Raw genomic sequence first — 26235 nt, 5'->3', positions numbered from 1 at the left:
GCCCGCCGAATTCCGGCTCAATCGGGCCGGGTTCGATGGATGACGACGACCGGATATCGTCGTTTCCAGATGGCGCAGGCGAGCGAATGTCCGATCGCGCTGTTCGACATCGCGCTCGCCAAGCCGGGGACGTACGGAATCGACGCCAGCACGCCGTGGGAGCCGGACGTGACTTCATATTTCTTGGGGAGCCCGATCAGGGTGGTGCAGAGACGATCCCAATCCGTCGCGGTTCGCGACGAGTGGGAGCCGGCGTGATCGATGGCGGCGTACCTGCCGCTCGTCGGGTAGCACGGCGCGCCCACTTGGACGCCCTGGACGGCGCCTCCGTCGAACAGCGCGACGAGCATTTCGCCGAACGTGGTGTCGCAACGCGCATTTTGTATCGCGGGCGCGCACATCCAGCGCGACGGCCACAGGCCGTTCGTGTTCCAGCCCGTGCTCTTGCGGCTCGGCGCGGCCGCATACCAGCCGTAGGGCGGCGTATGCGAGGTGCCGGGCACGGCGAATTTGCCCAGCAGGCCGTTGCGCCCGTTCGCTCGATGCAAGTCGAACGGGGGCCACGCCGACAACAGGGCGAGTTCCTTGTTGGTCGACGCATCGGGATTGGACGCCGACAACGACGTGACGGGAACCTTCGGCTGTTGCGCGCTCGGCGCGGCCTTCGCCTGGACGATCAGGCCCCGGCCGCGGCGAAGCGTGATTTGGCCGTGCCTGGTGAATGCGTCGATCACGAAAATGGCGGCGTCGCCCAACTCGACCGGGCGGGTGATCGCGTGTCCGTGGCAATCGACGACGCCGTAAGGTTGCATGTCCGCATAGGGCTTCTTGTCGATCCAGCCCATCGAGATTTGAAGCGATTCAGCCGGGTGGGCCGTCGTCAGGAGCGCGTCGCGGACGGCGATCAGAAAGGGCCGGTCGAAGAGCCGCGCCAACTGCTCAAGCTCTCCGAACCGCCCGAACCCGCTGTATTGTCCGGCGACTGCCGCATCGATATCCGCACTGGCGCTCATGGATTCCTCGTCGATGTGTTCTAGGGCCGGTTCACGCTGGTAACGGGCTTGCGCCGGCCGCCAGGAGGGCCGAGCGCGAGGATCGCGACGAAGCGAATACTCGACGTATTCGCGAGGAGCACCGCGCAGCGATCGGTCCTTCTGGCGGCCGGCCCCTCGAAGGATTTTTTCGATCACGGGAACGTGCCCGTGCGCCCGCATTGCGGCGTGGTTCGTCGTTGCAATGGCGACGGCTGTTGCGCCTCCTCTCTCTCCTTGCCCTGCGGGCGCAAAGGCACGTTCGCGAGTCCGCTGCCGGCGTGAACTGGCCCTAGGGGTTTGTGTGGCTCGCGAGGGCGAATTGTGCGCCGCCGCCCGCATCGGGCGGGCGGCAACTGCGAGATTTCGGAGCGTGCGCCGTCAGGCCGCGCGCCGCCGCCGCACCGCCCGCGCGAGCGTGTCGAGCACGGGCTCGGTCTGCGCCCAGCTCAGGCACGCGTCGGTGATCGACACGCCGTATTGCAGCGGCACGCCCGGCTTCAGATCCTGCCGGCCGGCCTCCAGGTTGCTCTCGATCATCACGCCGGTAATGCGCCGCTCGCCGTGCGACAGTTGTCGCGCGAGGTCTTCGGCGACGTCGGCCTGCCGCAGGTGCGACTTGTTCGAGTTCGCATGCGAGCAGTCGACCATCACCTGTTCGCGCAGGCTCGCCGCGCGCAGCACCGCGCAGGCGTCCTCGATGCTCGCGCCGTCGTAGTTCGGGCCCTTCTTGCCGCCGCGCAGGATCACGTGCGCGTCGTCGTTGCCGCGCGTCTCGAAGATCGCGGCCATGCCCATCTTCGTCATCCCCATGAACGCATGGGTCGCGCGCGCCGCGACGATCGCGTCGGCCGCGATCTGCACGCCGCCGTCGGTGCCGTTCTTGAAGCCGATCGGGCAGCTCAGGCCCGACGCGAGCTGGCGGTGGCTCTGGCTCTCGGTCGTGCGCGCGCCGATCGCGCCCCATGCGATCAGGTCCGCGATGTACTGCGGGCTTAGCAGATCGAGGAATTCCGTGCCCGCGGGCAGGCCGAGCGCATTGATGTCGAGGAGCAGACGGCGCGCCGCGCGCAGCCCTTCGTTGATGCGGAAGCTGCCGTCCAGGCGCGGATCGTTGATGTAGCCCTTCCAGCCGACGGTTGTCCGCGGCTTCTCGAAATACACGCGCATCACGATCAGCAGGTCGTCCCGCAGTGCGTCGGCGGCGGCCTTGAGCCGGCGCGCGTAGTCGAGCGCCTGGTCGTGATCGTGGATCGAGCACGGGCCGACGACCGTCACGAGGCGGTCGTCGCGGCCGTGCAGCACGCCGCCGATCGCCTGGCGGCTCTGCTCGACGAGCGCCTGGACGGCGGGCGGCACGGGCAGCTCGTCCTGCAGCAGCGCCGGGGAGATGAGCGGGCGCACCGCGCCGATGCGGACATCGTCGATGCGCGTCGTGTCCTGCGTCGCGTCGGCGAAGCCCGCTTCCCGGTCGTGCAGGGGATTGTCGAAGTTTTGCATGGTGGGGTTCCGATTCTGCGCAATGAATCGCGATTATGGCATTCGCGCCGCGGCCCGGGAGGCGGGCGGCCGCGTCCGCGCTGCGCTGCCGCAAACGGCGGTACGGCGCCGGCCGGAGCCGCTCGCGGCCGCGCGGGCTGGCGTGCGGTCGTTTTTCTGTGCGAAGGTGTCGAATTCGGCGAGGCTGGTTCGTCGCTGTGTCGTAGCCGCAGGACGAAGCCGCGCCGCGCAGTGCCCGGCGGCCGCGCGGCGCAACCCACTGACTCGAGGAGAAACGACGATGCGTGTGATGGTGATCGTGAAGGCGACGAACGAATCGGAAGCGGGCAAGATGCCCGGCACGGAACTGCTCGAGGCGATGGGCAAGTTCAACGAAGACCTCGTGAAGGCCGGCGTGATGCTCGCGGGCGAGGGCCTGCATCCGAGCGCGAAGGGCAAGCGGGTGCGCTTTTCGGGCAGCGAGCGGACCGTGATCGACGGGCCGTTCGCGGAAACCAAGGAACTCGTCGCGGGGTTCTGGCTGTGGAAGGTCGCGTCGATGGACGAGGCGCTCGAATGGGTGAAGCGCTGCCCGAATCCGATGGAAGGCGATTCGGAGATCGAGATCCGGCCGTTGTTCGACATGGACGACTTCGGCGCGGAGATGACGCCCGAGCTGCGGGAGCGGGAGGAACGGTTGCGCGACGAGATCGACGCACGGGGGAAGGGGGCGCGCTGACGCGGCGTCCGCGTTCGCGTTCGCGCCGCCGCTGTCGTCGCCATCGCCATCGCCATCGCCATTGCCATCGGTCGCTCGCCGTTCGGGGCGCTTGGGCGCGGGCCGCCCCATGGGCTCGGCGTGTCTCGGCGCCGACGATGGGCGCGGCGCAATGGGCGCGGCGCGACTGAGCGCCCGGCGCGGCGCGCTCCGCGCGTCGCCCGACGCGCGCGGTCCGACGCGGCGAGGAGCGTATCAGGCCGGTCCGAGAAACGGGTTCGGCTCGAATGGCTTGTCAGGCCGCCATTCGTGCGTCGGCGGAGTCGGCCGGAATGCATGCTCTTGCAGCGCGGATCGTCATGCGACTTCTTCGAACGCGCCCGTGCGCACCTCGCCGTCGCGCAGGTAGCGGGCCATCAGCATGCCGCCGGGCGTGGCCGTCGAGTGCGCGAGAGTGAAGGCGCACGCGAGCGCATCGTCGCCGAACAAGCGCTTGCCGCGCCCAAGCATGACCGGATAGATCAGCAGCCGAAGCTCGTCCACCAGGCCGGCTGCGAGCAGCTGGCGCACCTCCCGACACGGTGACGCCGAACGCATTGGCGGCCGCGACGATCGCGATCAGCACGGCGGCCGACGCGATCACCGTCGCGTGCCCGCCGCCCGTGACGGCGGCGACGTACGCGCCGCCGAACATCGCGGCGGCGGGCGCGCCGGCCGGCACCGCGAAATAGAAGCACCAGCCGACGACGGCCGCCGCTTTCGGGCCGAACGCGTTGCGCACGTAGGTCGACACGCCGCCCGCGTCCGGATAGCGGGCGCCGAGCGCGGCGAAGGTCGCGGCGAGCGGAATCGACAGCACGACGAGCGCCGCCCACGCGACGAGCGACGCGGGGCCCGCGACTTCGGCCGCGAGCGCGGGCAGCGCGATCACGCCGGTGCCGAGCACGGCGCCGACGTAGAGCGCCGTGCCCTGGAGGATCGTCAGCGAGCCGGCATGGTGCGGCGCGGCCGTGGCGCCGCGCTCGACGGGGGCGTTCATCTATCGGGTCTCCTGGTGGGCGTGTGACTGTGCGTGCGTGCGTGCGCGCGCGGCGGCCGGGCGGCGCGCGACGCGCAACCGGAGCGGCGATGATGGTGGATGGCGGCGGCTTCGGCGTGCGGGCGTTTAGTGGTTTGTCGCGGCCGGCGTGGATTGTTTCGAAACGAGATGAGGAAGCGGGGCGCTTGCTTGAGGCGGCGGACCGCGTTCGGCGGAATGAAGCGGCCCGCGTCGCCGAGTCTCCGGTTCGCCGCGTCTACAATTCACCGACTTGCCGACTTGCCGACTTGCCGACTTGCCGACTTGCCGGTTCGGTTCGGTTCGATTCGGCGCGGAAAGACGGGCCGGGGCGCCTCTGATCCCGCCTGTCCGCTGCGAACGCTTATTGCGGAATCACGAACGCCTGATGGAACACGATGCCGTTCGGCGTGCTCGGCGCGGTGAAGGAGAACGGCCTTTCGATCTTGCCGACGACGACGGTTCCCTTGAACGTGGCCGGGCCGCCCCAGTTGACGCCGACGATCATCAGCGTGTTGAGGCCGTCGGCGAGATACGGCGTCAGGTCGACCTGGTCGGAGAAGGTGGGATTGCCCTCGGTCTTCCTGTCGTAGACGACCAGGCCGTTGACGGTCGCGAAAATCTCATTGTCCGCGTTGGTGACGTATAGCGTGGCCATGGCGAAACCTCCGGAGTGGATGCGCTTGGATGAGGGACGATCGGCGGTCGGCTGAAGCGGCGGACGAGCAGCCCATCCGCCGGAGCGGCCGCACCGGCCGGATCGGCTCGGGCGGCGGACGCGCCCGTCGCGGGATGCGGCGAGTGTGCAGGCGTCACCCGTCATCGATTATTCGAGCGGGGCTTGAAAATAACTACCGACCAGTTCTGGTAGGCGGCTCGCCGGGCGTGAGTCCGGATCGAGCCGGTTGCGAGCCGGTTGCGAGTGGGTTGCGAGCCGATCGTGAGCTGATCGTGAGCCGATTTCGGCTTGATCGTGAGTCAATCGTGATTTGATCGCGAGCCGCGAGCCGCGAGCCGCGAGCCGCGAGCCACGAGCCACGAGCTGTCATTGCCTCCGCCGCGCGGCCGCCCGCGTCATCGATGCCGTGCGAGCCTCGCGCGGGCGTCGTCCCGCTCGACGGCGTCGAGCTCGGGCGCGAAGGCGAACTGCCCGCCGACGAGCGACGCGACCGGCACGCCGTCGCGGAACAGGACCCGGTTGCCCGCGAGCGCGGGCACGCGGTCGCCCGGCAGCAGCGTGCCCGTCAGGTTGAGCGGATCGGCGCCGCTCACGCACTGCATCAGGCCCTCGGCCGGGCGGCGGCGCAGGTCGCGCAGGATCGGGATCGCGTCGGGCAGCGCGAACTGCTCGCCCGCGAGCCCCGCGACGAAGCGGCCGCCGCGAATCTCGCCGCGCGCCTCGAGCCGCCGGTAGACGGGCAGCAGCTCGCGCCAGCTCGGCATCCATCCGGCTTCGCATGCGAGGATTCGCCAGAACACGACGCCGTAGCGGCGCAACAGCGTCCGCGCGACGTGCTCGAGCGCGGCGGGCGCGATCGCACGACGGCCGGACGGAGGCGGCGACGCGCGCATCGCGCGCTCGACGCGGGCGTCGGCAGGCGCGGCGGCGTGTTGCGCGTCGCCGGCGCGAGCGAGGCCGTTGCCGGCACGTCGTCCGTCTTCGCCGCGTTCGCCGTCTTCGCCGTCTTCGCCGGGTTCGCCGGACGGGTCGCCTTCGCCAAATGCGCGGCGTTCGCCGCCGTCGCCGATTTCGTCGAAATCGGCGCGCGTGAGCGGCAGCCGCTGCACGAGCGCCCAGCGCCCCGCGTCGTCCATGCCGCCGATCAGCGCGCCGCCGCGTCGCGCGCGCGACGGCCGGTGCGCGCCGCGCTGCGCGGCCGGCCTGATCAGCGCGCGCAGGCCCGCGAAGCTGTCCGCGTTGACGAGCCCCGCCGCGACGAGCTCGCCGAGCGCGCGCTCGAGCTCGACGGGCAACAGGCGCGCGTGCGCGGCGAGCTCGTCGAAGAACATCGCGCCGTACGCGGCGAGCGTCGCGCGCACGCGCTCGGCGCGCGCGGACAGCGCCGGCTGCGCGGCCGGATCGCGCAGCGCCTGCCAGAGCGCGAGCTCGCGGCGCGGCAGCAGCACGACGGGCGTCGTCTTCACGGGCGCGCTCGCGGCTTTCGCCGGCGCGCCGAGCCGCGCCCACGCGAGCTTGCCGGCGCGGCACGGCTCGTCGAGGCCGCCCGTCACGTAATCGGCGAGCCGCGCGGGCAGCAGCTCGTCTTCCCACGCGCTCGCGGCGGCCTCGAAGCCTTCGAGCTGATGGGCGACCGACGCGAGCGCGTCGTTGCCCATGCCGCGCGTGTCGGGCGCGACGCGCTGCCAGTGGAACAGGAAGCGCATGAAGTCCGCGAGCTCGACGGGCTCGATCTCGCGCCGCAGGCGCTTCACGGTGTACCGGTGGATGCGCGCGAGCAGGTGCCGCTCGCACCATTCGTCGTCGCGCGCGCCCGGCGTGAAGCGGCCGCGCAGCACGTAGCCTTCGCGCTCGAGCGCGGCGAGCGCGATCGCGACCGACGACGCGGGCAGCGCGAGCGGCGCCGCGTGCGCGTCGGCCGAGAGCGGCCCGAAGCCCGTGAGCCGCGCGCGAATCACGTCGACGAGCGCCGCGTCGGGCTCCCACGGCGCGTCGAAGCCGGCCGGCGGCTCGAGCGGCGGATCGAGCGGGGCGTTCGCGCCGTACAGCGCCCGCATGCACGCGACGCGCTCGGCGGGAAGCCACAGTCCGCGGCCGTTCGCGAGCGCGAGCCGGGCCGCGCGCTTGCCGGCCGCGAGCCGCTCGACGCACGCGCGCCAGCCGTCGTGCGAGTCGATCTCGTCGTCGGACACGCACGCGAGGCCGACGAGCGCATCGTGCATTTCGTCGGGCTCGCGCACGAGCGGCCACGCTTCGCCGCGCACCGAGTCGATCGCGCCCGCGTCGAGCGCGCCGAGATCGTCGGCCGCTTCCGGATCGCTCCAGCGCCGCGCGAGCACCGCCTGCGTGCGGCGCTCCTCGAGCGGCGCGTCGTCGAGGAACGCGTACGGCTTCGCGTTCAGGATCTCGGCCGCGAGCGGCGACGGCGCGGGCAGATCGCGTGCGACGAGCGCGACGTCGCCCGACTCGATCCGCCGCAGCAGCGCGAGCCAGCCTTCGGTGTCCATCGCGTCGTGCAGGCAATCGTCGAGCGTCTGGTCGACGAGCGGATGCCGCGGCACCTCGCGCTCGCCGACGATGTTCTCCGCGCACGCGACCTGATCGGGGAACACGGTCGCGAGCAGATCGTCGCTCTTCATTCGCTGCAGTTGCGGGGCGACCTTGCGGCCGCCCGCGAAGCGCGGCAGCGCGAGCGACGTCGTCGCGTTCCAGCGCCAGCGCGCGTTGAAGAGCGGCGCGTCGAGGAGCGCCTGGATCAGCACGTGCTCGGCGCTCGCCGCGCGCAGATAGCGCCAGACTTCGTCGAGCGCGAAGCTGTGCGCGTGCGACAGCGACAGGATTAGCGCGTCGTCGGTCGCCGCCGCCTGCAGCTCGAAGTTGAACGTGCGGCAGAAGCGCTTGCGCAGCGCGAGGCCCCACGCGCGGTTGATCCGGCTGCCGTTAGGCGAATGGATCACGAGCTGCATGCCGCCCGATTCGTCGAAGAAGCGCTCCATCACGAGCGTGTCCTGCGTCGGCAGCGCGCCGAGCGCCGCGCGGGCGCGCGCGAGATAGTCGGCGATCTGCCGCGCGGCTTCGGCGTCGACGCCGAGCTCGCCGGTCAGCCACGCGAGCACGGGCGCGAGACGGCGCGGCTCGGCGGCGGCGTCGGATGCGGCGGTTTCGGTTGCGGCAGATGCGCTTGCGGCAGATTCGGCTGCGGCAGATTCGGTTGCGGTGACGGCGATCGCGACGGTTTCGGCGTGCGTCGCGGCGCGCGGCGATGCGGCGGCGGCAGCGGGGCGCGCCGCGACGCGACGGCCGCGCGGCGCGGCGATATTTCTCGTTGCATCTTTATCTGCCTCTGCCTCTGCTCCCGTTCCCGCTCCCGCTCCCGCTCCCGTTCCCGTTCCCGTTCCCGTTCCCGCTCCCGCTCCCGCTCCCGCTCCCGCATTCGCATTCGCGTTCGCGTTCGCACCCGAGTTCGCCTCAGCTCCCGCCCGAGCGGCATCCGCATCGCGTCGCGCGAGCAGCGCGTCGACGTGCGCGCGCAGCCGCGCGACGCCCGCCGACAGCTCGTCGCTGCGCGCGGGCGCCTCGCCGATCCAGAACGGGATGTTCGGCGCCTGCCCGTGCGCATCCTCGACGCGCACGCGCCCCGTCTCGATCCGGATGATCCGGTACGACTGGTTGCCGAGCTGGAACACGTCGCCCGCGAGGCTTTCGACCGCGAAATCCTCGTTGACGGTGCCGATGTTCACGCCCTGCGGCTCGAGCAGCACCGCGTAGTCGGCGTTGTCGGGAATCGTGCCGCCCGAGGTGACCGCCGCGATGCGCGCATTGCGCCGCCCGCGCACCGTGTGCGAGACGACGTCGCGATGCAGATACGCGGCGCGCGCGCCGCGCCGGGTCGTGAAGCCTTCGGCTAGCATCTTCAGCACGTCGTCGAACTGCTCGCGCGCGAGCGTCGCGTACGGCGCGGCCCGCGTCACGCAGCGGTAGAGCGCGTCCTCGTCCCATTCGCGGCACGCGACTTCGGCGACGAGCTGCTGCGCGAGCACGTCGAGCGGCGCGTGCGGGATGCGCAGCACGTCGAGCTCGCCGCGCCGCACGCAATCGAGGAGCGCCGCGCATTCGACGAGCTCGTCGCGCGACAGCGGAAAGAGCCGCCCCTTCGGCACGCCGCCGACCCGGTGCCCGGAGCGGCCCACGCGCTGCAAGAACGGCGCGATGCCGCGCGGCGAGCCGAGCTGGCAGACGAGGTCGACGTCGCCGATGTCGATCCCGAGCTCGAGCGACGCCGTCGCGACGAGCAGCTTCAGCTTGCCGTGCTTCAGGCGCTGCTCGGCGTCGAAGCGGTGCTCCTTCGCGAGGCTGCCGTGGTGCGCGGCGATCGCGTCCGCGCCGAGGCGCTCGGCGAGATGGCGCGCGGCGCGCTCGGCCATCCGGCGCGTGTTGACGAACACGAGCGTCGTGCGGTGCGCGGCCGCGAGCTCGGCGATGCGGTCGTAAATGCGCTCCCAGACATCGTTCGCCATCACCGGGCCGAGCGGCACCGGCGGCAATTCGAGCGCGAGATCGCGCGTGCGCGTGTGGCCCGTGTCGACGATCGCGCAATCGGGCGGCGCGTCGTCGCGGCCGCCGACGAGAAAGCGCGCGACCGCCTCGACGGGCTTTTGCGTCGCGGACAGCCCGATGCGCGGCAGCTTGCGGCCGGCGAGCGCGTCGAGCCGCTCGAGCGACAGCGCGAGATGGCTGCCGCGCTTGTTGTTGGCGAGCGCGTGAATTTCGTCGACGATCACGGTGCGGGTGCTCGCGAGCATGCGCCGGCCCGATTCGGACGACAGCAGCACGTACAGCGATTCCGGGGTCGTGACGAGAATGTGCGGCGCGTGCTTGCGATGCGCGACGCGCTCGGCCTGCGACGTGTCGCCGGTGCGGACCGCGGTGCGGATCTGCGGCGCGGGCAGCCCGCGCCGCGCGATCTCGGCGGCGATGCCGGCGAGCGGCGCCTCGAGGTTCACGTGGATGTCGTTGGACAGCGCCTTCAGCGGCGACACGTAGACGACGAGCGTTTCGTCCGGCAGCGCGCCGCCGTGCGCGAGCGCGTCGCGCACGAGATCGTCGAGCGCGGACAGGAACGCGGTGAGGGTCTTGCCGGAGCCGGTCGGCGCGGCGACGAGCGTCGAGCGGCCGGCCTTGATGTGCGGCCACGCGAGCGCCTGCGCGCCGGTGGGCGCGGCGAACGTATCGGAGAACCACGCGGCGACGACGGGATGGAACGCGTCGAGCGCGCGGGCGGCGGGGCGGGTGGTGGTGACGTCCATCGGAACCGTAGGTGGGGGCGGGCGCGGGCGGCGCAAGGCGGGGCCCGGCCGGATAGTGTGCCAGACGCGCGGGCGGATTGCAGGCGATCGGCGGGCGGGGACGTGGTGCGTTGCGGCGGGCGGCGCGGGGCGTGAGCCGGCCGCGGGAAGCGTGGGCGGCTCATGAATGCGACTAACGGTGGGGTCGTGTTGCGCCGAGGGCGGGGCGATCGTGCCTACAGAACGCAGAACGCAGAACGCAGAACGCAGAACGCAGGGCGCAGGGCGCAGAACGCGGGCATGCGACATGCGACATGCGACATGCGACATGCGACATGCGACATGCGACATGCGACATGCCCGCGGAGATCATGCGCCGAACGAAAATGGTTCCGAAGGCGTGGACGTTATTCGCCTCGCGTCGCCGATGGCTTGTCGGCATCAGGGCTGGCGACGCGCTCGTTGGCCGAACTCGGTGATGCTTCGGGCAACGACTTCAGCTGCACTTTCGGTGGCGACTCCAGCGACAACTCCAGCGACAACTCCAGCGGCGCGCGATCGTCAGAACAGCCAGTTCTTCAGCGTGCCGACCGGGTCCGTGAGCAGTCTCCCCGGATCGATGACGAGGAGCTGGAGCGTCTCGATCGAGTGCGGAATGACCACGATCGAATAGGCGATGCGCGCCGCGACGAGCGCCGCCGTCACCTGTGCCGCGCGCGCCCAGAATCGGCGGCCGGTGCGGGCGATGTGCCGCCTGGCCGCGCGCCAGACGCCGACGACCCACCAGACGTTGAGGAGCGACAGCGCGACGTCGGCGAGCACCACCGGCGGGACGGCCGCCAGCGCGCTTGCGATCGCGTCGTTGTCTCCCGGTCCCTGTCCTTCGCCGAGCCGTTCGAACACTCGGGTCATCAGCACCTGGCTGCAGATCGTCCGCAGCGCGTAGATCGGCGATTGATTCAGCCAGAAGGCGATGCCGAGCGAGTAGTCGCCGCGCCAGTGCCGGACGATCCAGCGAAGCGGGCCGAAGCTCGGCAGCGGGCGTGCGGCGGATGAAGGCGGAGGCGTCGTGATGTCGTCGGTCATGTTCTTGTGCGTTGTGTCCAGGAACGATCCGGCCTGATCGTCGAAGGGCGCGGCGAGGCCGCGTTCGCCATTCTACCCGCGGCCGCGGCGCGGCCCGGACGCATGCCGGGAGCAGTGTCGATCGGCGGCCGGTTTGCCGATCGTCGGTGGAACGGCTGCCGGCCGAGCCGGCGCCGGTCGGCCGCGCGGGCGTCGATCGAGCGATCGCTTGCCGGCCAATCGTCGGGCGGGCGATTGCTGGCCGAACGATCGTCGGCCAGGCGGTCAGGATCGAACGGATGCCGGCCGGGCGATTGCCGGGCGAGCAATTGCTGGTCGAGCGATCGGCGATCGAGCGATTGCCTTCGAGCGCACGTCGAGCGGGCGCGTCGGTCATGCGATTGACGTTCGAGTCATCATCGCCGTCATCCGTCATCCGTCATCCGTTATCTGTCATCCGGCGTCCGGTGTCCGGCGTCTGGCGTCTGGCGTCCGGCATTGGCATTGGCATTCGGCGTCTGGCATTCGGTATCCGTCGACGGGCGGCGTCACACCGTGCGCAGCCAGCCGAGCCAGTGCGCGAGCGGCGTCGCGTGCCCCCATGCGGCCTGCGCGAGCCACAGCGCGCCCGCCCACGCGGCCGCGACGACGAGCAGGTCGCAATGCCCGCTGTTCCACCAGTTCAGCGAATGGCGTTTCCACAGCCACGGCACGCCGAGCGGGTTCGGCCAGTCGGCGATCAGATGGACGAGGCCGCCGCACGCGAAGCCGAAGAGCGGCGCGGCCCAAGGGTGGAGATGGCCGAGCGACCGATACGCGAAGACGAGCATTGCCACCCACGCGACGCCCCAGTGCGTGACGGTGCGGTGCGTGACCCAGAGCCGCCGCGAGCGGCGCCACCACGCGAGCTCGAGCCAGTCGGGCGCGGTGCCGCCCGCGACGCCCGCCGCGAATGCGGCGAGGCTGTAGACGTGCCACGGTCCCGCGGCGCCCGCCTGCGCGACGAGCGCCGCGGCGACGAGGCCCGCGGCCCAGCCGCTTGCGTGATGTGCTGCGTGTGATGCCATGCCGGTGTTGCGTCGGCGCGCGGCCGAAATCGAAAAGGGGCGCTATCTTCGCAGATTTGGCGTGCGGCGCGCAGGAGCGGCGAAGAAAAGTTTTCGGCGCGCGCCAAGCGATGCGAACGTGAAGTTGCGCGCGGCGTGGCGGGCGCTTGGCACGGCCGACGCAGCAATCCTTTCGATCATCGCGGTGCGGCAAGGCTGATCGGCATGCAACCGTTGCCAATTGGCGGATGCCGTCTGATTTTTCAGCGCAACTTGGCGCAACTAACTACATTATCGGCAGTGCCTCGGCGCAACGAACGCGCGACGAGCTTCCGACGAGCGCGCGGACGCAGCGGCCGCGCGCTTGCACGAACGGCGACCGGGCAACGCCGGCGTTTCGCGATTCGTCCGCCGTGGGCAACGGATGCGGCGCGGCCGGCTCGCGCGCCGGGGGCACGCACGCGGCATGCCGCGTATCGATTGCCGCTGCTTGTCATCCGGTGCGAGCCTGTCGCCATGCAATGCAACGCCGCATCCACGAGCCGCGCTCCGGGCCCCGCCGGCCGGCGCGACTACGAAGCCCCATTTTTGTTTACGCGTGCAGCCGTGCTATAAGCCTATTCGTCAGCTTTTCGCGCCCCAATTTGCAAGGAGATCAACATGGGAGACATGCAATGAACGCAACGAACCGCTTCAAGTCGACGGCGCTCGCCGCGCTCGTGAGCGCGGCCTTCGTCGGCTTCCTGCCGAGCGCGCCCGCTCATGCGAAAGGTCCGCAGCGCGTCGTGCTCGACGGCTCGGCCGTCGCCGTCGCCGACAAATACAGCGCCGACGCCGCCGAGCAGATCTTCAAGGAAGGCGGCAACGCGGTCGACGCCGCGGTCGCGATCGCATTCACGCTCGCCGTCACGTATCCGGAGGCGGGCAATATCGGCGGCGGCGGCTTCATGACCATCTACAAGGACGGCAAGCCGTACTTCCTCGACTATCGCGAGCGCGCGCCGCTCGCCGCGACGAGGGACATGTACCTCGACAAGGACGGCAACGTCGTCAAGGGCATGAGCCTGTACGGCGACCGCGCGGTCGGCGTGCCGGGCACGGTCGCCGGGATGTGGGAGGCGCAGAAGCGCTTCGGCAAGCTGAAGTGGAAGCAGGTGCTCGCGCCCGCGATCCGCTACGCGCGCGACGGCTTCATCGTCGACGAGCAGCTCGCGCAGCGCGGCGTCGACGCGTCGAAGGAATTCGGCGGCAAGACGAACTTCGACCAATACTTCGCCGCCCTGAAGGCGGGCGCGAACTTCAAGCAGCCGGAGCTCGCGGCGGTGCTGGCGCGCATCGCGAACGACGGCGCGAAGGATTTCTACGACGGCAAGACGGCCGACCTGATCGCCGTGTCGATGAAAAAGGGCGGCGGCCTCATCACGAAGCAGGACCTCGTCCAGTACAAGGCGGTGTGGCGGCAGCCGGTCCAGGCGAGCTGGAACGGCTATCGCGTGATCACCGCGCCGCCGCCGAGCTCGGGCGGCATCGGCCTTGTCCAGTTGCTGAAGATGAAGGCGGACCGCAAGGCCGACTTCGACGGCGTCACGCTGAACTCGCCGCAATACGTGCACCTGATCGCCGAGATCGAGAAGCGCGTGTTCGCCGATCGCGCGCAGTACCTGGGCGATCCGGATTTCTACAAGGTGCCTGTCGCGCAACTGACCGACGACGCCTACATCGCGAAGCGCGCGGCCGAAGTGAATCCGGAGAAGCCGTCCGACACGAAGAGCGTGCAGCCGGGCCTCGGCACGTCGATGCCCGAGAAGGCGGAGACGACGCATTTCTCGGTCGTCGACAAGTGGGGCAACGCGGTGTCGAACACGTACACGATCAACGGCTACTTCGGCTCGGGCGTCGTCGCCGAAGGCACGGGCATCGTGCTCAACGACGAGATGGACGACTTCTCCGCGAAGCCGGGCGTGGCGAACATGTTCGGCGTCGTCGGCAGCGACGCGAACGCGATCGAGCCGAAGAAGCGGCCGCTTTCGTCGATGTCGCCGACGATCCTGACGAAGGACGGCAAGGTCGCGCTCGTGATCGGCACGCCGGGCGGCTCGCGGATCTTCACGTCGATCTTCCAGGTGATCACGAACCTGTACGACTTCAAGATGCCGCTGAAGGACGCGGTGGGCGCGATGCGTTTCCACCATCAGCTGCTGCCGCCGAACACGATCTTCTGGGAGCCGTACCACCCGATCGACGGGGATCTGGCGAAGGGCATCGAGGCGAAGGGCTACACGCTGAAGGGCCAGGACTTCAGCGGCGACATCCAGGCGATCCAGATCGACGGCAAGACGCCCGAGGCGGTGTCCGACCCGCGCGGGCGCGGCGTGTCGCGCGTGATTCAGTGAGCGTGTAGCGTCGTTTGCCGCTCGCTGCTCGCTGCTCGCTGCTCGCCGCTCGCCGCCGGAAGCGCCGGGCGGCGAAAGCGGTAAAGTACCGAAGTACCGAAGTACCGAAGTACCGAAGTACCGAAGTACCGAAGTACCGAAGTACCGAAGTGGCGAAAGCGTGGCGCATCGGCCGGCGGCGCGTTTCGTTTTCGCCGCGCGCTTCCGCCGCATTCCCGCCGTTCCTGCGTCTTTGCCGCGCCGCTGTTCCGGCGCGCGCTTCGTCGCGAGGCTTTCGGCGAAAACGAAAACGTCCCGCTTGCGTCACACGATCGTCACGATCGTCACGATCGTCACGATCGTCGTGCCGCGCAAGCGGGACGTTTCATTTCGGTGCGCGAGACGTCCGCGGCCCGAGCGCGCCGAACGCGCGCACCGGATCGCGCGGCTGCTCACTCGCTCGTTTGATCCGGCGAAGCCGCGTTGCTCGCGAGGAAGCTGTCCACCGCCACGAGTGACTGCTCGTCCAGCGTGCCGAGAATGCCCTTCAGCTTCAGTTGCAGCTTCAGCGCGTCGAGATAGCTCTCGAACAGCTTCTGGCGGATGTTCGAGATGTCGGTGCGCAGGTTCAGCGTCTCGTACGTCGTGCTGTAGCCGACCTGGTGCGCCTTCATCGACGAATCGTACGCGAGCCGCGCCGCCTGCAGCGACTGCTGCAGCGCGCGGATGCGCGTGCCGATCGACTGCAGCGCCGCCAGCGTCTCGCGATGGTCGGTGCTCAACTGCTGCTCGACTTCGCGCAGCCGGTTCTGGTACTGCGTCGCGATGTGCTCGGCCTCGACCTGCCGGTAGTGCACGCTGCCGCCCGAGAAGATCGGAATCGTCACCTGCACGCCGACCGCGCTCTGATGGAAGTCGGATTTGTCGGTGAGGCCGCGCAGGTTCGGATTGAGCCCGCGCGAATACGACGCGAACAGGTCGACGGTCGGCAGATGCTCGGCGCCGATGCGCTTCGCGGCGAGCCGCGCGACGCGCAGGTCGCGATACGCCTGCTGATACGACGGGTTGTCCTGCGGCTGGTAATCGCCCGACGGAATGCGCGGCGACGTGCCGTGCATCGCGAGCCGCGGCCAGCGCGTGAAATCGATCGCGGAGCCGAGCAGCGTCTCGTAGCGCGCGCGGCGCGCCTCGACGTCGATGCGTGCGAGCGCCTCGTCCGATTGCGCGAGGCTCCTGCGCGCCTCGATCTCGGCAGTGTCGCCGATCGTCTTCATCCCGAGCTGCGCCATGCGGCGCGTGTCGCTCTCGAGCCGCGCGAGCGCGTCGACCTCGTCGTCGGCGAGCTGCAGCTTCTCGCGCGCGGACAGCAGATCGAAGCACGCGTTCGCCACGCGCATGATGAGCTCCTGCTTCGCGACTTCGAGCTGCTGCCGCGCCGATTCCTCGAATTCCTTTGCGCGGCTCATGTCGTACAGGTACGGCATGTTGAAGAGCGCCTGCGTGACCTGCGCGGCGCCGTATGCGGCGGTGCTGTTGCCGCTCACGTCGATGCCGAACAGGTTCGCGTGCGTGCCGTAGCGCCCCCATTCGAGCTGCGCGCTCGCCTGCGGCAGCATTTGCGCGCGCGCCTGCGGGAATTTCTGCCGCGCGGCGTCGTATTCGGCCCGCGCCTGCAGGAATTTCGGATCGTTCGAAACCGCATGCTGGTAAACCTCGTCTAGACAGAATGCGCTTGCCGTTTCGGAACCGGTACCGAGTGCGACGAATGCCGCGCAAACGGTGGCGTAAGCCACATTGGCTCGAAAGCGAAAGGATTTACTCGTTAAGTGAAAACCCGCATGCCAAAATTTAGACGAGGCACCCAAATTCGCTGTTTCAAACATCTCCGTCTCCATCTCCTGCCATGTGTCAAGCGGTCGACGCTACAAATTAAACGTTTTAAATAATGAGTTGAAACGCATGCATCTTTTTGGTGAATTTCGGATCGTCAAAAACCCATATATGACGAGGCCGGCCATCTTGTTTCCATCTTGAGCGCATGATAGCCTGATTCCGGCTTGTAATCGCAGCGATAAAAAATAAACGTCGTTCGGTTATTTACGGCCATTGGCATTATTAGAGAAGTCTTGACGTCGTCTTTTTTTCTTTACGAGGAGATAGTTATGAAGGTTATGACGATGGAGCAGACCAAGGTGGTTCACGGCGGCGGCCCGATCAGCTCGCTGGGCACGCTGGCAGCGGCATCCGGCCCGCTGTTCACGGCGCTCGGCCAGTTCATGCCGACGCTCGGCGGCTACCTGCAGAATCCCAAGAACTACAATAGCAACGGCAAGTAAGCACTAGCCGTTGCATTTGCGCGGGGAGGCGCCCCCCGCGTAAAATAGTCTGAAGTTCAAGTTGCAAAAACGGTAATCCGTCGCCAATCGAGATATATAAACACTATTCATTCTTCTTTGTTGGCAATCGGAGGAAATGATCAGGAGACAGTGATGTCGAGGCATCTCCGAATGGGGTCGTCCGCGCTGGCGGATGCGGATTCGGGCCACGACGTTGCTTCAAGAGTAAAGGCCACCCCGATGCAAGCCATATCTGAGCAACAAGCCCGTGCGATCCGCGGCGGAGGCTCCGCCTACGCCAACTCGGCCGCCTACACGGTTTCCCTCGCGAATCAATCGATCGGCCCCGTCGTCAACGGGCTCTTGACCCAATACCAGGCCCAGGCCGTCAACCAATTCAAGATGGCGCTCGGGTCCGGCAGCTAAGCCGGGCTCGAAGCAGCGTCCAGGCCGCGTTCCGCTGAAGCCGGGGCGCGGCGTTCACGCCGTGCCCGCGCGACGGCTTCGAGCCGCATCGTGCCGGGCGCGGGCCGGCATTGTCGTGTCCAGCATTCGCAAGCTATGTGGTTCAACTCAAATAAAGTCAGGCCCATTCTTCAGGACGAGGTGACCGAATGCGGTCTCGCGTGCCTTGCGATGATCGCGACCTGGCACGGCCGGGACACGACGTTGCGCACGCTGCGCAACCGGTATCCCGTGAAGATCGATTCCGGCCTGTCGTTCTTCGATCTGATGGAGATCGCGAACGACCTCGGGATGCGCGCGCGCGGGCTCCAGTTCGAGGCGAACGAGATCGACGCGCTGAAGCTGCCGTGCATCCTGCACTGGGGGATGAACCACTACGTCGTGCTGACGAAAGTCTGCTACGGCAGCGTGCACATCGTCGATCCGGCGCTCGGCGAGACGAAACTGCCGCTCGCGCAGGCGCTCACGCAGATCACGGGCTACGCGCTCGAGCTCAATCCGGACATCGGCTTCAAGCACGTCGGCACGTCCGACAAGATTCATCTGCGCGACTACCTGGTGGGCCTCACGGGCATTCGCAAGAGCATCCTGCTCGGCGTCGGGGGCGGCATCGCCGCGCAGTTGCTGCTGCTGCTCGGGCCGTCGTACGTGCAGCTCACGATCGACGAGGCGCTGAAGAAGACCGACGTCGACATCCTGTATCTGCTGACGATCCTGTTCGGTATCGTGTTCCTGTTCGACACGCTGTACGCGAACCTCGTCGGCAACATCAAGAGCTACTTGCGCAACATCGTGTCGCAGCAGCTGTCGTCGAACATGGTCGGGCATCTCGCGCGGCTGCCGATCGGCTATTACCTGTTCCACAACACGGGCGATTCGATTTCGCGCGTCGCGTCGGTGTCGGAGATCGGCCGCTTTCTCGTCGACGGGCTGATCGGCGGGCTGCTCAACGTGTTCACGTGCGTCGTCACGCTCGTGCTGATGCTGTATTACAGCCCGGTGCTCGCCGGCATCAGCCTCGCGGGGATGGTGCTGTTCGCGCTGTCGCGGCTCGCGATCCAGCCGCAGCTGCAGGACGCGATGTCGCAGATCCTCACGCGCGGCGCCGAGGCCGACGCGCTGCTCATCGAGAACATTCGCTCCGCGCATTCGATCAAGCTGCTGTCGTCGGAAACCTCGCGCAGCAGCCTGTGGGTGAACGCGTTCACGCAGAAGCTGCAGGCGGTTCGCCAGCAGGAGCGGCTGCAATTGCTGTTCGACGCGATCTCGAAGGGGATCGTCCATGTCGAGCAGCTGATCATCGTCACGTACGGCGCGTGGCTCGTGATGCACGGGCAGAGCACGATCGGGATCATCTACGCGTTCATCCAGTACAAGAACCTGTTCGCGGACAAGTTCATCGATTCGATCCAGCTCTACGTGCGGCGCAAGGTCTTGCAGGTGCACATGGACCGCGTCGCCGACGTGCTGCAGACCGAAACCGAAGAGCCCGCGCCCGACGCGCCGGTGCGCTCGGTCGAGCATTTCGACGGCTCGCTGTCGATTCGTGCGCTGACGTACACACCGAAGGGCGGCCGCCGTGCGATTCTCGAAGACATCGATCTCGACGTGCCGGCCGGCGCGAAGATCGCGATCGTCGGCCGGACCGGCAGCGGCAAGACGACGCTTCTGAACCTGATCTGCGGGCTGTATCAGTCGAGCCCGGGCACGCTGTTCGTGGGCGGCGTCGATCTGTCCGAGGTGAACCTGAGGCTCTACCGAAAGCACGTCGCGGCCGTCACGCAGTCGGATCAGCTGTTCCGCGGCACGATTCGCGACAACATCACGAACTTCGCGCCCGCGCCGCGCGTCGGCGCGATGCACGAGGCCGCGCGCCTCGCGTGCATCGACCGCGAAATCGATCAGCTCGACAACCGCTACGACACGCCGCTCGGCGACACGCAGAAGTTCCTGTCGGCCGGGCAGATGCAGCGCCTGCTGATCGCCCGCGCGCTGTATTGCGAGCCGCGGCTCCTGATTCTCGACGAATTCTCGTCGAACCTCGATCAGGCGACGACGCACGAGATCTGCCGCAACGTGCTGACGCTGCCGTGCACGATCGTGCTCGTCACGCACGACGCGTCGATCCTGTCGATGGTCGATCGCATCTACGAGATGCGCGACGGCCGCCTCGCCGAAGTGACGCCCGAGCGGCAGCCGGAGCTGGAGGTGCAGCGATGACATTGATGCGGCTCTTTCTGTTCAATGCGTTCTCGTATTGCTTTTTCGTGCGGCGGATCGTCAAGCGGATCGCGCTCGGCCGCTCGCCCGAGCGCGGGCTCGGCATGATGCGCTGGTGCGCGGGCGTCTGCCTGCGCCTCTTTCCGTCGATCCGCTCGTCGATCGAAATGTCGGTGAGGCACATGCTGAGCGCGCACCTGAACGACGATCCGGTGCGCATCCGCGGCGTCGCGGACGGCATCGTCCACGAGCTGTTCGAGGCCGAGGTGGCGGGGCTGATGCTGCGCTCGCACAGCATCGCGTCGATGAAGGCGCTGCTCGACCGGATGGAATGCGACGGCGAGAGCGCGCTGCGCGCGGCGCTCGCGCGAGGCGGCCCGCTGATGCTCGCGGGCCTGCACTTCGGCAACCTGATGCTGTTCGTCACGAAGCTGCGGCTGATGATTCCCGAAGACCGCAAGATGATGATCGTGATGCACAAGGACGCGCCGGGCGCGTTCTTCGACGACGCGCTGCGCCTCGTCGAAGAATACGGCGCGGGCAAGATCGAGCTGATCGACATCGAGCAGCGCGTGCATCTGCGCCGGCTCGTCACGGGCTTGCGCAAGGAAGCGCCCGTGTTCCTGCTGTTCTCCGATCTGCACGGCCGCTTCGGCAAGACCAACGCATGCCGGCTCGGCGGCCGCTGGGTGCGGCTCGCGGGCGGCGGCGTGAAGCTCGCGGTCGAGCACGACATCCCGATGCTCGTGTCGTATGCGACGGGCGTGCCGTTTCGCGACACGTGCAAGATGCACTTCGTCGAGCTCGACGCGCGGCCCGCGTCGCGGATGCTCGGCGTCGCGGACGAATCGTCGCGCGTCGCGGCGACCCATCAGCGGATCGCCGACAAGCTCGAGGAAGCGCTCGTGAAGCAGCCCGAACAGTGGCACTTCTGGGAGCACTTCACGCCGTACCTGATGCCATCCCCGTTGCTCGAGCCGAACGCGCGCGCCGCCGCGCAGACGCTGCGCAGCGCCTGACGAGTTTTCGCCCATGCCTACCTGGATGACCGCTCTGAGAGAGCAGAAGACGCCGCGCAAGCTCACGCGCGGCACGACGTTCGGCACGGTGATCAACGGCGTCGTCGACGTGCCGGTGTCGATGCGGTTCTTCTGCTATCTGTCGATCGCGATGTTCGTGATGTTCGTCGTCGCGCTCGTGCGCCTCACGTATGCGAACACCGAGAACGTGATGGGCATGCTCACGCCGCGCACGGGGCTGATCGGCGTCGGCGCGCCGCCCGGATGGGCGGTGCGCGAGGTGTTCGTCACGAAGGATCAGCACGTGAAGGCCGGCCAGAAGCTCCTGAGCGTCACGCGCGACACGAGCTTCGTCGCGCAGGCGAACAACGCGCAGGGGATGCGCGAATCGATCAAGCGCCAGCGCGTCGAGGTCGATCAGCAGATGGATGCGGTGAAGCTCGAATACCAGTCGACGATCCAGCAGATCAACCAGCAGATCGGCGCGCTCGCGGAGAGCCGCGGCCTCATGGACAAGCAGATCCAGGACCAGAAGCGGATCGTGTCCGAGTACCAGGAGCGGCGCGACCGCGTGAAGCAGCTCTTGAACGAGCAGGTGGTCACGCTCGAGCAGTACAACCAGGTGAACACGCAGTATCTGCAGGCGAGCCAGGCGTATCAGGATCTGATGCTGCGCCGCGCCGATCTCGTGAAGAACGCGATGAAGCTGCGCGGCGATCTGGAAACCGTGCAGAGCAAGTACGACGGCTCGAACGCCGAGCTGAAGATCAAGCGGGAAGAGCTGAACTCGAAGGAATTCAACATCGACGAGAACGTGAACCAGGTGCTGTACGCGCCCGCCGACGGGCAGATCGTGCGGTTCGACGTCGTGCAGGGCAGCGTGATCGATCCGCCCGGCACGCGCGTCGTCGAGATCCTGCCGGCGAAGGCGGACGGGCTCATCGCCGAGCTGTACATTCCGTCGTCGAAGGCGGGGTTCGTGAAGCCCGGCCAGGAAGTGAAGCTCGCGTACGGCAGCTATCCGGTCGAGAAGTTCGGCACCTATCGCGGCAAGCTGCTGTCGGTGTCGCCCGTCGCGTTCACCGCGAAGGAGCTGAATCTGCCGGCCGACGCCGGCGCGCCGCAGACCTACTTCAAGTGCTGGGTCGAGCTCGCCGACCGCAATCCGGCGTTTGAAGGCAGGCCGCTCACGCTGAAGGCCGGGATGACGCTGAAGGCGGACATCGTGCTCGAGAAGCGCAGCCTGCTCGAATGGCTGTTCGAACCGTTGTATCGGATCCGGCAGCGGATGTTCGGTACGCCCGCGTGACGGCCGATGCGTAATGGGTGACAAGCATCGTCGACGACGCGCGCGCCGCGGCTGGCGCGCTCCGGTGTCCTGTTGGCTCGGCGCGACGCTGCTCGCGTGCGCATGGTCCGCGCACGCGCAGGACGGCGGCTCGGCGAAATGGCGCGACGGCGCGGACGGCATCGGCTTCTTTCCGGGCGGCGACGCGCCCGGCTTCGACGCGAACGCGTGGGGGCCGGTGCCGGGCGACGCGCGGCGGGCATCGGCGGGCGCGGGGCGCGGCGCGGCGTCGAGCGGCGGCGCATCGAGCGGGACGGCGGACATGGCGGGCGCAGCGGCTGGAGCGGGCGCATCGGACGCATCGGGCGCCCTCGCCGCGAGCCCGAACGCGCCGCGTCCGCGCAGGCTCACCGAAGAGACGATCACGCTCGGCCAACGCGTCGCGACGCCGGCCGCCGCGACGCGCGTGCGCGCCGGCGGCGGCGGCGACGGCATCGGCTTCGCCGACGCGCCGGGCGGCGCGCCCGCGGACGACGCGCCCTCCGCCGACGCATGCGGCGGCAGCGCGTGCGCGCCGGACGAGGGCGCGGCGCGGCGCCCGCCCGCGGACGCGGCGCCGCGCTTCATCGCCGGCGTGCGCTACGACCGGATGCCGTACGAGCTGCACCCGATCGATCCGGAAATGCTGCCCGATCTGCCGGAGGCGCAGGGCCCGACGCTCCTCGAGCAATTGCGGGGCGACGACAGCAACATGATCGGGATCGGCTGGCACTACGTGTTGTCGACGGGCCGCTCGACGCCCGTGACGACGACGACGGGGGCGCTCGGGATCGGCAGCTTCGTGAATCCGGGCTCCGCGGTGTCGATCAGCAACGCGAACACGCCCGCGTTCACGTTCACGCATTTCTTCGGCGAGCACGTCGCGGCCGAGATCGTCGGCGGGATTCCGCCCGAGCTGACGATGCGCGGCCACGGCAGCGTCGGGTTGCCGTTCGACAAGATCTTCCCGGGCGTGCAGGGCCGGCTGCCGCTCGTCGACCTCGGCAACACGCAGAGCAATCCGCTCGGCACGACGCGCGCGTGGCTTGCGTCGACCGTGTTCAAGTATTACCTCGGTAAGCGCGAGGACCGGCTCCGGCCATACGTCGGCCTCGGCATCAGCTACACGCGCTTCACGAACTCGAACCTGAGCCCGGTGTTCGCGAACAAGCTCACGTCGCTCGGCGGCCTGCTGTCGGCGGGCATCTCGCTCGGCGATCTGCAATCGCTGCTCGCCGATCCGAGCGCGCTCGATCGTCTGCTGCAGGCGGGCGCGAATCTCGTGCTGTCGAACGGCGTCCATGCGACGGCGAGCGTGAAGAGCACGTGGACGCCCGTGTTCGTCGTCGGCGCGAACTATCAGCTCACGCGCCAGTTGTCGCTGTCGACGGCGCTCTCGTACATTCCGCTGAAGGCGGCGATCACGCTCAACATCAACGACGCGAAGCGCATCCTCGCGTCGAACACGACGACGCTTTCCGCGAACGTCCTGCTCTGCACGATGCTGCTCAACTACCGGTTCTGAGCGGCGTCGCGCGGCTCCGTGCGCTCGAGGCAATCCATGCGCTCCGGCCGGTGCCGGCGTGGATGTGGGCGTCGCCGGCGGGCGGCCCGTCTCGTCTCATCGTCCGGCGGCTTGCCGGCCGCCGGCCACGCCGCTGCCCGATCCTTTCCGCGCGGTCATTCCCCCGACATCCGGGCCTGCGATAATGTGCGCGGAACGCGTCTGCAACGCGCAGCAAGGAGGCCGGCATGAGCGAAAAGGACACGCGGCGCGACATGGCGCCGCTGCACGAGCGGCAGCGCCGCTTCGAGGAGGATCTCGTCGACGCGTACGACGAAGAGCTCGAGATGGAGCTCGACGACCGTCGCTTCGAGGATGAGACGCTCTTTTCCGCCGAGCGCCGCGAAGCGCGCAAGCGCTACTTCCGCGAGCTGTTCCGCCTGCAGGGCGAGCTCGTGAAGCTGCAGGACTGGGTCGTGAACACCGGGCACCGGCTCGTCGTGATCTTCGAGGGGCGCGACGCGGCGGGCAAGGGCGGCGCGATCAAGCGCATCACGCAGCGGCTGAATCCGCGCGTGTGCCGGGTCGCCGCGCTGCCCGCGCCGAGCAACCGCGAGCGCACGCAATGGTATTTCCAGCGCTACGTCGCGCATCTGCCCGCGGGCGGCGAGATCGTGCTGTTCGACCGCAGCTGGTACAACCGCGCGGGCGTCGAACGCGTGATGAATTTCTGCACCGACGACGAGTACGAGGAGTTCTTCCGCTCGGTGCCGGAGTTCGAGAAAATGCTCGCGCGCAGCGGAATCCAGATCGTCAAGTACTGGTTCTCGATCACCGACGAAGAGCAGGAAGTCCGCTTCCAGAACCGCATCGACGATCCGCTCAAGCAATGGAAGCTGAGCCCGATGGATCTCGAGAGCCGCCGCCGCTGGGAGGCGTACACGGCGGCGAAGGAGGAGATGCTGATGCGCACGCACATTCCCGAGGCGCCGTGGTGGGTCGTGCAGGCGGTCGACAAGAAGAGCGCGCGGCTCAATTGCATGAGCCATCTGCTGAGCCTCGTGCCGTACTACGAGATCGAGCGCGATCCCGTGCATCTGCCGCAGCGCGAGCATCACGACGACTACATCCGGCGTCCGGTGCCGGCCGACATGATCGTGCCGGAGATTTACTGAGGTCTTCCCGCGGCGCGCGCGGACGAACGCCCGCGCGCGCCGGGACGCCGACGCCGCGCGTCAATAATGCTTGGCCGGGATGCCGAACAGGTTGAGGAGCGAGTTGCCGAGGTTCACGGCCGCCGTCGTCAGCACTTCGCCGATGCCGTATGCCGCGCTGCTGATCGGCGACAGAAGGCCGAGCGTGAGCGAGTTGCCGATCGTTTCCGCGCCTTTGCCTGCGACCTCGATCAGATTGCCGAGCGTGTCGAAGATGCTGCCGCCGTCATAGTGGCCGCCCGAGACGTGGGCGATTTCCTGCTGGCTGAGTTCCTGCATCTTGGTTCTCCTGAGAAGTTTGGACCCAAAGAGTCCGGATTGACGAGTGGCCCGACGGGCGTCATGCCCGGCCGGAATTCGACGGCACCGGACCGGGACCGGTGCCGCAACAGACATTAGAGACATGTTCGATTGAAAGATGTACGTTAGGCTACGAATGCAATATGTCAGGATGTGCCGCGCGTCACGAACGCGGCGCCGGCGTGCGCCGGGCGGGATTGACAAACCGTGCGCGCTACCGCAAGCTTGCGCACATGAATTCCTATGGCTTTCGCATCGCGCACATTATTCGCACCATTCATCGAATGGTGGGTTAGCGCGCGTACGAAAGCATTTACAGCAACCCGCCCCGTGAGGCGGGTTTTTTGTTTCCGTCTCCCGGGCGTCCACTCCCAGGAGAGCCTGCCATGCAGTCAGACGACGCCGTCACGGAAACCCCCGAAGCCCGCACGCGAGCCGCGCCCGCGATGCGCGCGGCGAGCGCGCTCGACGAATACCTGAAGCTGATTCTGAACGCGCGCGTCTATGACGTCGCGCGCGAGACGGCGCTCGAGCTTGCGCCGAACCTGTCGGCGCGCGTGCGCAACACGGTCTGGCTGAAGCGCGAGGATACGCAGCCGGTGTTCTCGTTCAAGATCCGCGGCGCGTACAACAAGATGGCGCATCTGTCCGCCGACGCGCTCGCGCGCGGCGTGATCACCGCGTCTGCGGGCAATCATGCGCAGGGCGTCGCGCTCGCGGCGGCGCGGCTTCGCGTGAAGGCGACGATCGTCGTGCCGGAGACGGCGCCGCGCGTGAAGGTCGATGCGGTGCGCGCGCACGGCGGCGCGTTCGTCGAAGTCGTGCAGGCGGGCGAATCGTACAGCGATGCGTATGCGTACGCGCTGCGCGTGCAGCAGCGCGACCGGCTCGCGTTCATCCCGGCGTTCGACGATCCGCACGTGATCGCGGGCCAGGGCACGGTCGCGATGGAAATCCTGCGCCAGCATCAGGGGCCGATCCACGCGATCTTCGTGCCGATCGGCGGCGGCAGCCTGGCCGCGGGCGTGGCCGCGTACGTGAAGGCGGTGCGGCCCGAGATCAAGGTGATCGGCGTGCAGACCGACGATTCGTGCGCGATGAAGCGCTCGCTCGACGCG

The 26235-nt window shown here is 68.3% G+C and carries 17 protein-coding genes and 4 pseudogenes; 10 read left to right on the top strand and 11 right to left on the bottom strand.

Annotation, left to right across the window (positions count from 1 at the left end):
- Positions 1 to 17: 17 nt before the first annotated feature.
- Positions 18 to 1013 (bottom strand): hypothetical protein, encoded by a 996-nt coding sequence (locus X946_RS35490; protein ID WP_038749471.1) that lies wholly within the window; start codon positions 1011 to 1013, stop codon positions 18 to 20.
- A 399-nt stretch (positions 1014 to 1412) separates the two neighbouring features.
- Positions 1413 to 2531 (bottom strand): 3-deoxy-7-phosphoheptulonate synthase, encoded by a 1119-nt coding sequence (locus X946_RS16410; RefSeq protein WP_038749468.1) that lies wholly within the window; start codon positions 2529 to 2531, stop codon positions 1413 to 1415.
- Between the two features lie 280 nt (positions 2532 to 2811).
- On the opposite strand from X946_RS16410, the gene X946_RS16405 reads away from it, so the two are divergent.
- Positions 2812 to 3249: a YciI family protein gene (locus tag X946_RS16405; protein WP_038749466.1), complete on the top strand. Its 438-nt coding sequence runs from the start codon at positions 2812 to 2814 to the stop codon at positions 3247 to 3249.
- Between the two features lie 336 nt (positions 3250 to 3585).
- Here the strand turns inward: X946_RS16405 and X946_RS31440 are convergent.
- From X946_RS31440 to X946_RS16380, 7 genes and pseudogenes are all read right to left on the bottom strand, one after another.
- A pseudogene (locus tag X946_RS31440) lies at positions 3586 to 3798 on the bottom strand (dihydrofolate reductase family protein); the annotation flags it as partial.
- 1 nt (position 3799) lies between these two features.
- Positions 3800 to 4267 (bottom strand): annotated as a pseudogene (locus X946_RS16400) (amino acid permease); the annotation flags it as partial.
- Between the two features lie 382 nt (positions 4268 to 4649).
- Positions 4650 to 4943 (bottom strand): hypothetical protein, encoded by a 294-nt coding sequence (locus X946_RS16395; RefSeq protein WP_038749463.1) that lies wholly within the window; start codon positions 4941 to 4943, stop codon positions 4650 to 4652.
- Positions 4944 to 5359: 416 nt separating this feature from the next.
- Positions 5360 to 5797 (bottom strand): annotated as a pseudogene (locus tag X946_RS36875) (Lhr family helicase); the annotation flags it as partial.
- A gap of 267 nt (positions 5798 to 6064) precedes the next feature.
- Positions 6065 to 10270 (bottom strand): annotated as a pseudogene (locus tag X946_RS16390) (DEAD/DEAH box helicase); the annotation flags it as partial.
- 540 nt (positions 10271 to 10810) lie between these two features.
- A complete protein-coding gene (locus X946_RS16385; protein WP_038749457.1) occupies positions 10811 to 11335 on the bottom strand; it encodes a hypothetical protein in 525 nt (174 codons plus the stop codon).
- Positions 11336 to 11862: 527 nt separating this feature from the next.
- Positions 11863 to 12381, bottom strand: a complete 519-nt coding sequence (locus X946_RS16380; protein WP_038749455.1) for a metal-dependent hydrolase — start codon at positions 12379 to 12381, stop codon at positions 11863 to 11865.
- A 653-nt stretch (positions 12382 to 13034) separates the two neighbouring features.
- On the opposite strand from X946_RS16380, the gene ggt reads away from it, so the two are divergent.
- Positions 13035 to 14753, top strand: a complete 1719-nt coding sequence (gene ggt / locus X946_RS16370; RefSeq protein WP_038749449.1) for a gamma-glutamyltransferase — start codon at positions 13035 to 13037, stop codon at positions 14751 to 14753.
- A gap of 431 nt (positions 14754 to 15184) precedes the next feature.
- Here ggt and X946_RS16365 read toward each other — a convergent pair whose 3' ends face one another.
- Positions 15185 to 16615: a TolC family protein gene (locus tag X946_RS16365; protein ID WP_081989666.1), complete on the bottom strand. Its 1431-nt coding sequence runs from the start codon at positions 16613 to 16615 to the stop codon at positions 15185 to 15187.
- Between the two features lie 294 nt (positions 16616 to 16909).
- On the opposite strand from X946_RS16365, the gene X946_RS35485 reads away from it, so the two are divergent.
- The 7 genes from X946_RS35485 to ppk2 all read left to right on the top strand — a co-directional run bounded on the left by X946_RS35485 (position 16910) and on the right by ppk2 (position 24778).
- Positions 16910 to 17068, top strand: a complete 159-nt coding sequence (locus X946_RS35485) for a hypothetical protein (protein ID WP_162483266.1) — start codon at positions 16910 to 16912, stop codon at positions 17066 to 17068.
- A 240-nt stretch (positions 17069 to 17308) separates the two neighbouring features.
- A complete protein-coding gene (locus tag X946_RS16355) occupies positions 17309 to 17494 on the top strand; it encodes a hypothetical protein (protein WP_038749441.1) in 186 nt (61 codons plus the stop codon).
- A 135-nt stretch (positions 17495 to 17629) separates the two neighbouring features.
- Positions 17630 to 19753 carry a peptidase domain-containing ABC transporter gene (locus X946_RS16350; RefSeq protein WP_038749438.1) on the top strand — a complete coding sequence of 708 codons (2124 nt, stop codon included), beginning with the start codon at positions 17630 to 17632 and terminating at the stop codon, positions 19751 to 19753.
- Positions 19750 to 20772 (top strand): hypothetical protein, encoded by a 1023-nt coding sequence (locus tag X946_RS16345; protein WP_038749436.1) that lies wholly within the window; start codon positions 19750 to 19752, stop codon positions 20770 to 20772. The genes X946_RS16350 and X946_RS16345 overlap by 4 nt, the downstream gene beginning before the upstream one ends.
- Positions 20773 to 20785: 13 nt before the next feature.
- Entirely contained in the window at positions 20786 to 22081 is a 1296-nt protein-coding gene (locus X946_RS16340; protein WP_038749434.1) for an HlyD family secretion protein, read from the top strand.
- Positions 22082 to 22094: 13 nt separating this feature from the next.
- Complete coding sequence (locus X946_RS33980) at positions 22095 to 23624, top strand: OmpW/AlkL family protein (RefSeq protein ID WP_038749431.1); 1530 nt, start codon at positions 22095 to 22097, stop codon at positions 23622 to 23624.
- 227 nt (positions 23625 to 23851) lie between these two features.
- The gene (ppk2, locus tag X946_RS16330) at positions 23852 to 24778 is read left to right on the top strand and encodes a polyphosphate kinase 2 (RefSeq protein ID WP_038749428.1); all 927 of its coding nucleotides are present in this window, start codon (positions 23852 to 23854) and stop codon (positions 24776 to 24778) included.
- Between the two features lie 60 nt (positions 24779 to 24838).
- On the opposite strand, the gene X946_RS16325 is transcribed toward ppk2, so the two are convergent.
- The gene (locus X946_RS16325) at positions 24839 to 25096 is read right to left on the bottom strand and encodes a hypothetical protein (protein WP_038749425.1); all 258 of its coding nucleotides are present in this window, start codon (positions 25094 to 25096) and stop codon (positions 24839 to 24841) included.
- A 407-nt stretch (positions 25097 to 25503) separates the two neighbouring features.
- On the opposite strand from X946_RS16325, the gene X946_RS16320 reads away from it, so the two are divergent.
- A partial coding sequence (locus X946_RS16320; RefSeq protein WP_200886434.1) for a pyridoxal-phosphate dependent enzyme occupies positions 25504 to 26235 on the top strand: 732 nt, incomplete at its 3' end.

The sequence above is a fragment of the Burkholderia sp. ABCPW 111 genome, assembly GCF_000773065.1.
Classification (GTDB): domain Bacteria; phylum Pseudomonadota; class Gammaproteobacteria; order Burkholderiales; family Burkholderiaceae; genus Burkholderia; species Burkholderia savannae.
Note: the sequence above shows the minus strand (reverse complement) of the source record. Positions and strands in the feature narration are given on the sequence as shown.